Genomic DNA, 12,800 nt, shown 5'->3' on the forward strand with positions numbered 1-12,800 from the left:
TGGGACGCGACGTAGCGTGGAGTGGTGACATCACCGAACAACCTGCCCCGTACCGTCGGCGAACTACGCGCGACCGGCCATCGTGAACGGGGAGTCAAGCAGGAAATCCGCGAGAATCTGCTGACGGCGCTGGCCGAGGGTGACGACATTTGGCCGGGGATCTTCGGATTCGACGACACCGTCTTGCCCCAACTGGAGCGGGCGCTGATCGCGGGTCACGACTTCGTTCTGCTCGGCGAACGCGGCCAGGGCAAAACTCGGCTGCTGCGTGCGCTGGTCGGGCTGCTCGACGAATGGACGCCGGTGATCGGCGGCGCGGAGCTGGGTGAGCACCCCTACACGCCGATCACGCCGGAGTCGATCCGTCGGGCCGCCACACTCGGCGACGACCTCCCGGTCGAGTGGCGGCACCGCAGCGAGCGCTACACCGAGAAGCTGGCCACTCCCGACACCAGCGTCGCGGACCTGGTCGGCGACATCGACCCGATCAAGGTGGCCGAGGGCCGCAGCCTCGGTGACCCGGAGACCATTGCCTACGGGCTGATTCCGCGCGCACACCGTGGTGTCGTAGCCGTCAACGAACTGCCCGACCTCGCCGAGCGCATTCAGGTGTCGATGCTCAACGTGATGGAGGAACGCGACATCCAGGTGCGTGGCTACACGCTGCGTCTGCCGCTGGACGTGTTGGTGGTCGCCAGTGCCAACCCCGAGGACTACACGAACCGCGGCCGCATCATCACCCCGCTCAAAGACCGGTTCGGCGCCGAGATCCGCACCCATTACCCGCTGGAGCTGGATGCGGAGGTGGGCGTCATCGTTCAGGAAGCACATCTGAGCGCGCAGGTGCCCGATTACCTGACGCAGGTGATCGCGCGGTTCGCCCGCTACCTGCGGGAGTCCAACTCGGTCGACCAAAGGTCCGGCGTATCGGCGCGGTTCGCGATCGCCGCCGCCGAGACCGTCGCCGCCTCGGCGCGCCACCGCGGCGCAGTGCTCGGCGAGAGCGACCCGGTCGCCCGTGTTGTGGACCTGGGCACCGTTATCGACGTGCTGCGCGGCAAGCTGGAATTCGAATCCGGTGAGGAAGGCCGCGAACAGGCGGTGCTCGAGCACCTGTTGCGTCGCGCGACTGCCGACACCGCGTCTCGAGCGCTCGGCGGCATCGATGTCGCCCCGTTGGTCACCGCGGTGGAAGGCGGCTCGGCGGTGACGACGGGTGAGCGGATTTCGGCCAAGGACGTGCTAGCCGCGGTTCCGGGATTGTCCGTCGTGGAGGAGATCGCCAACCGGTTGCACGCGGAATCCGAGGGCGAACGTGCCGCGGTACTGGAACTCGCGCTGGAAGCGCTGTATCTCGCCAAGCGAATCGACAAGGTATCCGGCGAGGGCCAAACCGTCTATGGCTAAAGGGCATTCGTCGCGATACTCGGCGTACACCGGCGGGCCTGACCCGCTGGCGCCGCCGGTGGATCTGCGCGAGGCGCTCGAGCAGATCGGCCAGGACGTGATGGGCGGGACCTCCCCGCGCCGGGCGCTGTCCGAGCTACTGCGTCGCGGTACCGAGAACATGCGTGGTGCCGACCGGCTGGCTTCCGAAGCCAACCGTCGTCGGCGAGATCTGTTGCGCCGCAACAACTTAGACGGAACTTTGCAGGACATCAAGAAGCTACTCGACGAAGCGGTGTTGGCCGAGCGCAAGGAGCTGGCCCGGGCTCTCGACGACGACGCCCGCTTCGGTGAACTGCAGCTCGACGCGCTGCCGTCGTCGCCGGCCAAGGCCGTCCAAGAACTGTCCGAGTACAAGTGGCGCAGCCCGGAAGCTCGCGAAAAGTACGACCAGATCAAGGATTTGCTCGGCCGCGAGATGCTGGATCAGCGCTTCTCCGGCATGAAAGAGGCGCTGGAGGGTGCCACCGACGAGGATCGCCAGCGCGTCAACGACATGCTGGACGACCTCAACGAGCTGCTCGACAAGCACAACCGCGGCGAGGACACTCAGCAAGACTTTGAAAACTTCATGGACAAACACGGCGAATTCTTTCCGGAGAATCCGCGCAACATCGATGAGCTGATGGACTCGCTGGCTCAGCGGGCCGCCGCCGCGCAGCGCTTCCGCAACAGCCTGAGTCCCGACCAACGTGCCGAACTTGATGCCTTGGCACAGCAGGCATTTGGATCTCCGTCGCTGATGCAGGCGTTGAACCGTCTCGACGCGAACCTGCAGGCTGCCCGGCCGGGCGAGGACTGGATGGGCTCCGAACAGTTTTCCGGCGACAACCCGTTCGGGATGGGCGAAGGCACCCAGGCGCTGGCCGACGTCGCCGAATTGGAACAGCTGGCCGATCAGCTTTCGCAAAGCTATCCCGGTGCCACCATGGACGACGTCGATCTGGATGCGTTGGCTCGCCAGCTCGGCGACCAGGCCGCCATCGACGCGCGGACACTTTCCGAACTGGAACGGGCACTGGTTAATCAGGGCTTTTTGGATCGAGGTTCCGACGGCCAGTGGCGGCTGTCGCCCAAGGCCATGCGCAGGCTCGGTGAGACGGCGTTACGCGATGTGGCACAACAGCTTTCCAGCCGACGTGGCGACCGCGAGCTCCGACGCGCCGGAGCGGCCGGGGAACTGACCGGCGCCACCCGGCCGTGGCAGTTCGGTGACACCGAGCCGTGGAACATCCCCCGCACGCTGACCAATGCGGTGTTGCGGCAGTCGGGAACCGCGACACTGGATAACGCGAATCCGGCCCTGAAGATCGCCGTCGACGACGTCGAGGTATCCGAGACCGAGATGCGCACCCAGGCGGCGGTCGCGCTGCTGGTCGACACGTCGTTCTCGATGGTGATGGAGAACCGCTGGCTGCCGATGAAGCAGACGGCGCTGGCCCTCAATCACCTGGTATCAACCCGGTTCCGGGCGGATGCCTTGCAGATCATCGCCTTTGGCCGCTATGCCCGGACTGTGACCGCCGCCGAGCTGACCGGTCTGGAGGGCGTCTACGAACAGGGCACCAACCTGCATCACGCGCTGGCACTGGCGGGCCGTCATCTGCGCCGGCATCCCAACGCGCAGCCCGTGGTGCTGGTGGTGACCGACGGTGAGCCCACTGCGCATCTCGAGGATGTCGACGGTGACGGATCGTCGGTGTTTTTTGATTACCCGCCGCACCCGCGGACCATCGCCCACACGGTGCGTGGGTTCGACGACATGGCGCGGCTCGGTGCGCAGATCACGATCTTCCGGCTGGGCAGCGACCCCGGCCTGGCCCGGTTTATCGACCAGGTCGCGCGACGGGTCGAGGGACGCGTCGTGGTGCCCGATCTCGATGGTCTGGGAGCCGCGGTGGTGGGCGACTATCTGCGGTCCCGGCGGCGTCGCTAGCGCATTACCGTGCTGCTGGTGCGCCAGCCCGTCGCGGCAGTCAGCGAGAATTCATTCAGAGCGCTTGCAATATGCTGTTGCAGTTCATCATTCGAGTTGTCGCGGCCGAGCTCATAGGCGAGGACCGTGACGAAGACCTGTCCGTGTACTCGTCCCGACAACAACGCGAGCGCTCCGTTGGTGCGGTGCATCGTCGTGTTGGTCACGCCCGGGTAGACCGACTTCATCGCGAAGTGGTCGGCGTCCGTGCCGTCCGGCCGGTTGGTCGCCGGATCGATCGCACCGAGGTTCGATGAGACGACCGTGGTTGCACTGCCGGTGACGACGCTGATCAATCGCCGGAAGACGGGCTTCGGTATCAACGGAACCAGCGGCAGCAATGTCCACCGCTCGTCGGGCAGCTCCTGATGGGCGATCAACGCCTGCTTGATTGCGGCGCGAATGTCGCGCAGGCCGGTCGTCGCGGTTGCCGGTTTGACCGTGACGTCGACGTTGATCACCGCGTTGGCGCGGGTATCTCCGGGGGCGCGCTCATTGAGCGGCATCCCCACATTGACCGAGCCGTCTGCGGCGACCCGCCCCACGCGCTGGGCGAGGTGGGTTGCTAACCCCGCGAGCAGCGCGTTGCTGGTGCCCCCGAGCGATTCTGCGCGGGCATCCCACTCGCCGGCGTCGAAGAAGAGCATCGCCATGGGCAGCGTGATGCTTTCATCCGGTCCGCTAAAGCGCTTTTTCGGTGTGCGGGCGGTGGACCCGGCGCCGTCGCGTCCGCGCCGGGCCATGCGCGCCGCGGCGACGACGGCGCGACCCATATCTGCTGTGTCGCGCGCGGTTTGGCGTGCGTCCTGGTACAGCGTCCGCCACTGCCGTCGCGATGATGCCGCCGGCCACGCGATGGCGTCGTCGCGTCCGCACGCCGCGTCGGCCAGCGCCTCGCACAGCCCGACCCCGTCGGTGAGGCAATGTGTGACAACGAAGCTGACCACCGCTCCGCCGTCGGTCAGCGGCAACGCCGCGAGGTGCCACCCGGGCCCGTGTTCGGCATCCGGGCGCTCACTGGCCTGCCGGTCGAGCCACGCGTCGATTTCCGCACGCGGCCGCGGCGTCGCGGCGATCTCGAGGCTGGGCCGATCGCTCGGCGATACCCAGCGATGGCGGCCGAACGGCAAGGGGGACCGTTCGATGCGCCGCGATAGCCGTCCCCGCCCGAGGTGGCGGTGGAACTCTCGCAGACCGTCGATGTCGATGGCGTGCTCGTACACCCAGATACATTGCAGCACACTGGTCGTCGCTGTTGCCCGCTCGCCGAGAAAGAGTGTTTGGTCGGCTAGATCCAGCACGTTGCTCATATTCTAGGCCGCCTCGTTGTCGTCTTCCGTAGGGGCAACGACGTACAGTCCGTCCGAATTAACCATGGTGCCAACCGTGATCGACGCTTCCCGGGTCTTGCCGACGACGCGGGCGAAGATCCGATTCAATGTCTCGATGTACTGGCGCACCGACTCACGCGCTATCTCGTTGTCCGGGAAGGATATCGTCACGGTCGTTCGTTCGGCATGCCTGTTGATCCACACGTTGACACCGCCCGCCGACAGACTGTCGCCGTAGGTACCGAATTTCGTCTCCGCCCACAAGCCGTTCAGCGGAATCTTGCGGAAATCGAGGAAAGACAACATCATCGGCAGTTGCGTGGGCAGCTTGATGCCCAACTCGTCCGGTGTCGCCAACTCCAGCACTCGCTGGACCGGCACATGACCAAGGTCCTTGGCTGCGTCGAACGACTTCTGGGCGGCGCGGGCCGCCTCGGGGAATGAGACGCCCGCGGTCGGCACGGTGACCGGAACCATGCTCGCGAACCAGCCCACCGTCATGGTGTCGATGCCCGGTGTCCTGGTGTCGCGGGCGGTGAAGCCGTGGTGGATCTCGTTGCCGGTCAATTCATGCGCGGCCAACGCCGTGCATGCCAGGACTCCGCCGAGGAATCGGGCACCGGCCGTGACGCAGGTGGCGTCGAACGCCTCCGTTTGGGCCGCATCCAACAATTCGACGGTCACCAAGTCGCCTGCGGTGCTACTCCACGTGTTTCCCAGTGGCAGTGGGAAGCTCGGCCAGTTGCCGTCGGTGTCGCGCGCGTAATCGATCCAGCCCTTGATCTCCGGGGAGGACAGAGTCAGGGCGCCAACCTTCTCGCGCTGGCGCGCGGTGTAGTCGCAGTAGCTCCTGAGCTGGGCAGGCGTGCCGGACTGGTGCGTCGCGCCCTGCGTCAGTTCTTGATACGTCAGGTGGATGTCGAAGAAGATGATGCCGGCGGACAGGCCGTCGATGTGCAGGTGGTCGACGCTGGCGTAGAAGGTGAAATAGTCGGTGTGCTCGACGATGCCGAAGGTGAAGCAGCCCCATTCGTGCGTTTCACGAGGCGTCGTCAAGACGTGGGTCCGAACTTGGTCAGGCGTCATCTGACCCCACGACACGGGCATCAGATCGATGGCATCGGGGTCGTCGATCGCGCGGCGCACGATGACGCCGTTCTCGAATTCGAACCAACTGTGGTAAGTGTCGTGACGGCGGACATGGGCGTTGATCGCCGCGGTCATTGCCGCAATGTCGCACTCGCCGGCGATGTCCCACGCCACGACCATCAGGCGCGGTAGCTGCCTGTCCATTGCCTTGCCATGGTAGGCAGACCAGAGATGTTGCGCCTGTTGGTAACTCGGCGCTAGATCACCTCGGCGCGCGGTGCGGGCCGCTTCATGTGCCGTGGGTAGGGCCGTCCACATGGTGAGTGGACCATGCGGCGGTTGCCATTCGTTGATGTTCCCGAGTGCGACCATTTCCCAGCCTCGCTGTATGTGATGCCGACATTGCCTGTGCGGCGTGCGAGTGACGGAAAGGCAATTCGCGCATAGTTTTTCGCGCAGCCTAACTACACCCTTCGCGCTGGAATTCTTGCGACGCACTTCCCGATGTGCCTGCGCCCAAACCTTGGACGTCGCTTGTACCCCCCCGAGCCGCTGGTCTGGACGCTAGTCGACAGATGAGGCTATTTCGGGCTTTTGCGAAGATATGCAATCCCACGCATTTTCACCGCGGTGCCAGTAACCTTTACCGCCCGATCGGGATGGCGCCTGAATATCGGGGCAAGGGGCGTCGGATTATTGGTGGGGTCTGCGGGCTTTGCGCTTGATACCCACACCGCCCCACAGCGAAAAGCCGTGGATATTCACTCTGGGTGCGCCGGGCGTACCTTGGCCGACGTTCTCGCGATCGAAACCGCCCATCACCCCGCGGCCGCGGATCTCGACATTGACCTCCGGCGGCAGCAGGATGTTCTGCGCACCCATGATCGAGACCACGTGGATATCGACTTCGGTCGACGTGAAATCGGCGTAGCGCAGATCCACCACCCCGCTGCCCCACAGCGTGAACGTGGTCAGCTTCTTGGGTACATTCCATCGCCCGCGACGCTCGAATCCGCTCAGCAGCGCCAGCAGCAGCGTCGACGGCGCCGGATTCGGGTTACCGCCCCGGCGTGGGCTTAGCGGTCCAGGCAAATCGGCTCGCAGTTTGTCCAGCTCTTCATAGGTCGTCGCCGCATAGGCCCTGGTCAAACGGTCTTCGTAATCTTTGAGCTGCAAGCGACCCTGCTCAGCCGCATAGGCCAGTAATTGTGCAATTTGGATGCGGTCGGTATCGGCCGCCCGCGACAAATCACCGCGGGCTTCCTTCGCATCGTTGCGCGCCGAATCGCTCATCACCCACGAGCGTACGACGTACAACTTTTGCTGCAAGAGGGTTGGCTAAATCGAAACCATCCTCCTACGCCCCGGTTAATCGCGGCCGGCATCGTCGTTGGCGGGCGGGGCCCAACTGGGCGGACGTTTCTGCAGGAACGCAAGCATGCCCTCACGCGCCTCATCGGAGACAAACAACCGCGCGGATTCCTCAGCAAGCCGTTGCGCGTCGCGGTCGAATCCGTCGAGTACGGCGGACGTCGTCAGCGCCTTGGATGCCGCCAGCCCCTGGGGCGACCCGCGGCCGATGTCGGCGACCAGCTTGGCGACCGCGGCGTCCACGTCGTCTGCGGCCATCGTGACCAATCCGATCTCGGCGGCCACGCCCGCGTCGAACGTCTCGCCGGTCAGGTAGTAACGAGCCGCTGCCCGCGCTGACAGCTTCGGCAGCAGTGTCAGCGAGATGATCGACGGGGCGACACCAATGCGCGCCTCGGTCAGCGCGAAAGTGCTGCGCGGCCCGGCCACCGCGATGTCGCAGGCGCCGACCAAGCCGAATCCGCCCGCGCGAACATGACCGTTGACGGCCGCGATGACCGGCAGCGGCGAGGAGACGATGGCGCGCAGCAGTGCGGTCATCTCCCGGGCCCGTGCCGAAGCCATCTCCAAGGGGCTACCGCCGCTGGCCTCGCTGAGGTCCGCTCCAGCGCAGAACGTGCCGCCGGCGTGGCCGAGCACCACCACCCGCACCGCCGGATCCGCTGCCGCATCCTGCAATCCCTGGTGCAATTGGCTGACCAGAGTGGTCGACAACGCGTTGCGGTTGTGCGGCGAGTTCAGCGTCAGCCGGGCGAACGGACCCGCGACGGTATCCGGCCCGGCGTATTCGACGAAACGATTTTCCATTAGTCGCGCTTCAGTAGCTTCGGGGCAGGCCCAGGGATGTCTGTGCGACGAAGTTCAGCACCATCTCGCGGCTGACCGGCGCGATCCGCCCCAGCCTGGCCGAAGTCAGCATCGCCCCAACTCCGTACTCTTTGGTCAGCCCGTTGCCGCCCATCGACTGCACGGCCTGATCCACCGAACGGGTAGCCGCTTCGGCCGCAGCGTATTTGGCCATATTGGCGGCCTCCGCTGCGCCCGCATCGTCGCCGCTGTCGTAGAGTGTTGCGGCCTTCTGCAACATCAGTTTGGCCAGCTCGACCTCAATGTGACACTGCGCCAACGGATGTGACAGTCCTTGGTGTGCGCCGATCGGCGTTCCCCACACTTGGCGGGTCTTGACGTAGTCGGCGGCCTTGTCCAGTGCGAACCGGCCCATGCCCACCGAGCTGGCTGCGCCCATGATCCGCTCGGGGTTCAGGCCCGCGAAAAGCTGTGCGATCGCGGCGTCTTCGGCCCCGACGAGCGCATCGGCGGGCAGCCGGACATCGTCCAGGAAGACCTGGAACTGGCGCTCGGGGCTGATCAGCTCCATCTCGATGGGGGTGTAGGTGAAGCCGGGAGAGTCGGTGGGCACTACGAATAGTGCCGGGCGCAGCTTGCCGGTCTTGGCTTCCTCGGAGCGAGCCACCACCAGCACGGCCTGCGCTTGGTCGATACCGGAGATAAAGACCTTCTGGCCCTTGAGAATCCAGTCGCTGCCGTCCCGGCGCGCCGTCGTGGTGATCTTGTGGGAGTTGGACCCGGCGTCGGGCTCGGTGATCGCGAATGCCATCGTGCATGTGCCGTCGGCGATGGATGGAATCCAGCGCTTCTTCTGCTCCTCGGTACCGAACTTGCTGATGATGGTGCCGTTGATCGCGGGCGAGACCACCATCAGCAGCAGCGCGTTGCCCGCGGCGGCCATTTCCTCCATGACCAGTGACAGCTCGTACATTCCGGCGCCACCGCCGCCGTATTCCTCCGGCAGGTTCACCCCGAGGAAGCCGAGCTTGCCTGCCTCGGACCACAATTCATCGGTGTGCTGGTGGGCGCGCGCCTTTTCCAAGTAGTACTCGCTGCCGTAGTTGGACGCCCACGCGGCCACCGACTTGCGCAGTGCCTGGCGCTCCTCGCTTTCGATGAAGCTGGTATCGGTCATTTAAGAATCTCCTTTTGCTTGGCCGTTTTCTTCAGAGGCGTCACCGGGTGCTTCGACTATTGCCAGGACGGCCCCGACTTCGACTTGTTGACCGGTCGTGACGTTCAGTGAGCTGAGCACGCCGTCGGACGGCGCGGTGATGGTGTGCTCCATCTTCATTGCCTCCAGCCAGATCAGCGGCTGACCGGTTGTGACGCCCTCACCCACCTGCGCGCCGAGCCGGATGACGTTACCGGGCATCGGCGCCACCAGCGACCCCTTGGCGACGGAGGAACCCGGCTCGGGGAACCGGGGCGCCGCGTCCAAATGAACCGGCCCACGCGCCGAGTCGACGTAGACGTCCCGGCCATAACGAGCAACGGCGAAGCTGCACGCCACCCCGTTGGCATCGGCGAGCACCACCTCATCGGGTGCCGATGAGACTAGTTGCACCGGTTCATCGCCGGCCAGCACTAATCCTGTTCTGGTGAAACGATATTCGATCCGGTGCTCGGTATCGTCGTCGTCGCAGTAGGTCTTGACCTGATAGCCCGAGGTCAGGTTTCGCCAGCCGCTGGGCATCGAGCCGAACACGGCGGCCGTCGCGCGATTGTGCGCGGCCTCGGCGAGCGCAGCGGCGATCGCCGACATACGCACGACGCCGTTATCGCCCAGCGGCGCCGACAGCTGTGCCAGGCCGTGGGTGTCGAAAAATGCGGTGTCGGTGGCACCGTCGAGGAACGCCGGATGCCGCAGCACGTTGACCAGCAGCTCGCGGTTGGTGCGCAGCCCGTGCAGTCGCGTCCGAGCCAGTGCGTCGGCAAGCACCAGCGCGGCTTGGTGGCGGGTCGTCGCGTAGGAGATGACCTTGGCCAGCATCGGGTCGTAGTGAATCGACACAGTTGATCCGTCGACGATGCCGGAGTCCAGCCGGATTCCGGTGCGCCGGGCAAGCGGGCCGAACTGTGCCCGGGTGCCCGGCACGTCGAAGGCGTGCACCGCGCCGGCTTGCGGCTGCCAGCCCCGCGCGGGGTCTTCGGCGTAGAGCCGGGCTTCAATCGAATGGCCCTGGGCGACAGGAGGTTGCGCATCCAGACGGTCGCCGTCGGCGACCGCGATCTGAAGTTCGACGAGGTCGAGCCCGGTGGTCTCTTCGGTGACCGGGTGCTCAACCTGCAGCCGGGTGTTCATCTCCAGGAAGAAGAACTCACCGTCGTCGTCAGCGAGGAACTCCACCGTTCCGGCACCGGCGTAGCCGATCGCACCGGCGGCCAGCCGGGCGGCATCGAACAACTTGGCCCGCATCCCTGGAATGCGTTCCACCAACGGCGAGGGCGCTTCTTCGATGATCTTCTGGTGGCGCCGCTGAATCGAGCATTCCCGTTCGCCGACGGCCCACACGGTGCCGTGGGTGTCGGCGAGCACCTGAACCTCCACATGGTGGCCGGTCGGCAGATATCGCTCGCAGAACACGGTCGGATCGCCGAACGCGGACTGCGCTTCGCGCTGGGCGGCGGCGACTTCGCCTGCCAGAGCTGACAACTCGCGGACCACACGCATTCCGCGGCCACCGCCGCCCGCGGAGGCCTTGACCAGCACCGGCAGCTGCGCCCGCGTGACCGAGTCGGGGTCGAGTTCGTCGAGCACCGGCACCCCGGCCGAGGCCATCAGTTTTTTGGACTCGATCTTGGAGCCCATTGCCCGCACCGCGCCCACCGGCGGCCCGATCCAGGTCAGGCCCGCGTCTTCGACGGCAGCCGCGAAATCGGCATTCTCCGAAAGGAATCCGTAGCCAGGGTGCACTGCGTCGGCGCCGGCGGCACGGGCGGCGGCGATGATGGCCTCGGCGTTGAGATAGTCGTTGGTCCTGTCCAGCCGGACCCTAGCGTCGGCCTCGGCGACGTGCGGGGCCGCGGCGTCCGGGTCGGTGTAGACCGCGACGGTGCTCAGGCCGAGTCGCCGGCAGGTCGCGAAGACCCGGCGGGCGATCTCGCCGCGGTTGGCAACCAGTACTCGAGTGATTCCCATGGGGCTCACATCCGGAAGACGCCGAAGTTCGACGTCCCCTTGATCGGGCCATTCGCGATGGCGGACAGACACATTCCCAGTACCGTGCGGGTATCGCGGGGGTCGATCACCCCGTCGTCGTAGAGCATGCCGGATAAGACCATCGGCAGCGATTCGGCCTCGATCTGGCCTTCGACGGCGGCCCGCATCGCGGCATCGGCATCCTCGTCGACCTGCTGTCCGCGGGCTTCGGCGGCCGCGCGGCTCACGATCGACAGCACACCGGCCAGCTGCACACCGCCCATGACCGCGGATTTGGCGCTGGGCCAGGCGAACAGGAAGCGCGGGTCGTACGCCCGCCCGCACATGCCGTAGTGGCCTGCTCCGTAGGACGCGCCGATCAGCAGCGAGATGTGCGGGACCGTCGAATTGGACACGGCGTTGATCATCATCGAACCGTGCTTGATCATGCCGCCCTCTTCATAGTCCTTGCCGACCATGTATCCGGTCGTGTTGTGCAAGAACAACAGTGGGGTGTCGTAGCGGTTGGCCAGCTGAATGAACTGGGTAGCCTTCTGTGACTCCTCGCTGAACAGCACACCGCGATGGTTGGCCAGGATGCCGATCGGATAGCCGCCAAGGGTGGCCCAGCCGGTCACCAGCGACGAGCCGTACATCGGCTTGAATTCGTCGAATTCGGAGCCGTCGACGATGCGCGCGATCACGTCACGCGGATCGAACGGGATGCGCAGATCCGACGACACGATGCCGATCAGCTCCTCGGCATCGAAGCGCGGTTCGGTCACCGGCCGCGGTGTCGGCCCGAGCTTGCGCCAGTTCAGCCGGGCCACTACCCGGCGCCCGATGCGGATCGCGTCCAGCTCGTCGACGGCGAAGTAGTCAGCCAGACCCGAAGTGCGGGCATGCATTTCGGCGCCGCCGAGCGATTCATCGTCGGATTCTTCGCCGGTGGCCATCTTTACCAGCGGGGGACCGGCCAGAAACACCTTCGAGCGTTCCTTGATCATCACCACGTGATCGGACATGCCGGGGATGTAGGCACCGCCGGCGGTGGAGTTGCCGAAGACGAGCGCGATGGTCGGAATGCCGGCCGCCGACAGCCGGGTCAGGTCGCGGAACATCTGGCCGCCGGGGACGAAGATCTCTTTCTGGGTGGGCAGGTCGGCGCCACCGGATTCCACCAGTGATACGACCGGCAGCCGGTTCTCACGTGCGATCTGGTTGGCCCGCAGGATCTTCTTCAGCGTCCAGGGGTTGCTGGTGCCGCCCTTGACGGTCGGGTCGTTGGCGACGATCAGGCACTCGACGCCCTCGACCGCACCGATGCCGACCACCACGCTCGCCCCCAGGGTGAACGAACTGCCGTACGCGGCCAACGGGCTCAGCTCGAGGAACGGCGAGTCCGGGTCCACCAGCAGTTCGATGCGCTCGCGTGCGGTGAGTTTTCCACGGGAGTGGTGGCGCTGCGTGTATTTCGCTCCGCCGCCCGCGAGCGCCTTGTCGTGCTCGAGGTCGATCTCGGCTAGCTTGGCGATCATGGTTTCGGCCGCGTCGGCGTAGCTGGGCGCCTTCGGGTCGAGGTTGGACTGCAGCACGG

9 protein-coding genes are annotated in these 12,800 nt (G+C 65.7%); 2 read left to right on the forward strand and 7 right to left on the reverse strand.

What is annotated here, in order from left to right:
* Positions 1–21 precede the first annotated feature (21 nt).
* Positions 22–1,407: a sigma 54-interacting transcriptional regulator gene (locus tag DB708_RS21785; protein WP_108925565.1), complete on the forward strand. Its 1,386-nt coding sequence runs from the start codon at positions 22–24 to the stop codon at positions 1,405–1,407.
* Positions 1,400–3,382, forward strand: coding sequence for a vWA domain-containing protein (locus DB708_RS21790; RefSeq protein WP_108925566.1), 1,983 nt, complete (start codon positions 1,400–1,402; stop codon positions 3,380–3,382). Before DB708_RS21785 ends, DB708_RS21790 begins: the two co-directional genes overlap by 8 nt.
* On the opposite strand, the gene DB708_RS21795 is transcribed toward DB708_RS21790, so the two are convergent.
* The 7 genes from DB708_RS21795 to DB708_RS21825 form a co-directional block, all read right to left on the reverse strand.
* Positions 3,379–4,731, reverse strand: coding sequence for a hypothetical protein (locus DB708_RS21795; protein ID WP_108925567.1), 1,353 nt, complete (start codon positions 4,729–4,731; stop codon positions 3,379–3,381). The two genes, DB708_RS21790 and DB708_RS21795, sit on opposite strands and share 4 nt — an antisense overlap.
* Positions 4,732–4,734: 3 nt before the next feature.
* Positions 4,735–6,213 (reverse strand): condensation domain-containing protein, encoded by a 1,479-nt coding sequence (locus tag DB708_RS21800; protein WP_108925568.1) that lies wholly within the window; start codon positions 6,211–6,213, stop codon positions 4,735–4,737.
* A gap of 321 nt (positions 6,214–6,534) precedes the next feature.
* Positions 6,535–7,134, reverse strand: coding sequence for a DUF1707 SHOCT-like domain-containing protein (locus tag DB708_RS21805; RefSeq protein WP_108925642.1), 600 nt, complete (start codon positions 7,132–7,134; stop codon positions 6,535–6,537).
* A 75-nt stretch (positions 7,135–7,209) separates the two neighbouring features.
* Positions 7,210–8,019 (reverse strand): enoyl-CoA hydratase family protein, encoded by an 810-nt coding sequence (locus tag DB708_RS21810; protein ID WP_108925569.1) that lies wholly within the window; start codon positions 8,017–8,019, stop codon positions 7,210–7,212.
* Positions 8,020–8,029: 10 nt separating this feature from the next.
* Positions 8,030–9,196 carry an acyl-CoA dehydrogenase family protein gene (locus DB708_RS21815; protein ID WP_108925570.1) on the reverse strand — a complete coding sequence of 389 codons (1,167 nt, stop codon included), beginning with the start codon at positions 9,194–9,196 and terminating at the stop codon, positions 8,030–8,032.
* The gene (locus tag DB708_RS21820; protein ID WP_108925571.1) at positions 9,197–11,203 is read right to left on the reverse strand and encodes an acetyl/propionyl/methylcrotonyl-CoA carboxylase subunit alpha; all 2,007 of its coding nucleotides are present in this window, start codon (positions 11,201–11,203) and stop codon (positions 9,197–9,199) included.
* 5 nt (positions 11,204–11,208) lie between these two features.
* On the reverse strand, positions 11,209–12,798 hold the full coding sequence (locus DB708_RS21825; RefSeq protein WP_201263587.1) for an acyl-CoA carboxylase subunit beta: 1,590 nt from the start codon (positions 12,796–12,798) through the stop codon (positions 11,209–11,211).
* Positions 12,799–12,800 lie beyond the last annotated feature (2 nt).

The organism is Mycobacterium montefiorense (assembly GCF_003112775.1).
Taxonomy (GTDB): Bacteria; Actinomycetota; Actinomycetes; order Mycobacteriales; family Mycobacteriaceae; genus Mycobacterium; species Mycobacterium montefiorense.

Excerpts from the sequence above, each read along its gene's own strand:
- DB708_RS21790 (WP_108925566.1), top strand. The coding sequence starts at position 1,400 with ATGGCTAAAGGGCATTCGTCGCGATACTCGGCGTACACCGGCGGGCCT.
- DB708_RS21795 (WP_108925567.1), bottom strand. The coding sequence starts at position 4,731 with ATGAGCAACGTGCTGGATCTAGCCGACCAAACACTCTTTCTCGGCGAG.
- DB708_RS21800 (WP_108925568.1), bottom strand. The coding sequence starts at position 6,213 with ATGGTCGCACTCGGGAACATCAACGAATGGCAACCGCCGCATGGTCCA.
- DB708_RS21805 (WP_108925642.1), bottom strand. The coding sequence starts at position 7,134 with ATGAGCGATTCGGCGCGCAACGATGCGAAGGAAGCCCGCGGTGATTTG.
- DB708_RS21810 (WP_108925569.1), bottom strand. The coding sequence starts at position 8,019 with ATGGAAAATCGTTTCGTCGAATACGCCGGGCCGGATACCGTCGCGGGT.
- DB708_RS21815 (WP_108925570.1), bottom strand. The coding sequence starts at position 9,196 with ATGACCGATACCAGCTTCATCGAAAGCGAGGAGCGCCAGGCACTGCGC.
- DB708_RS21820 (WP_108925571.1), bottom strand. The coding sequence starts at position 11,203 with ATGGGAATCACTCGAGTACTGGTTGCCAACCGCGGCGAGATCGCCCGC.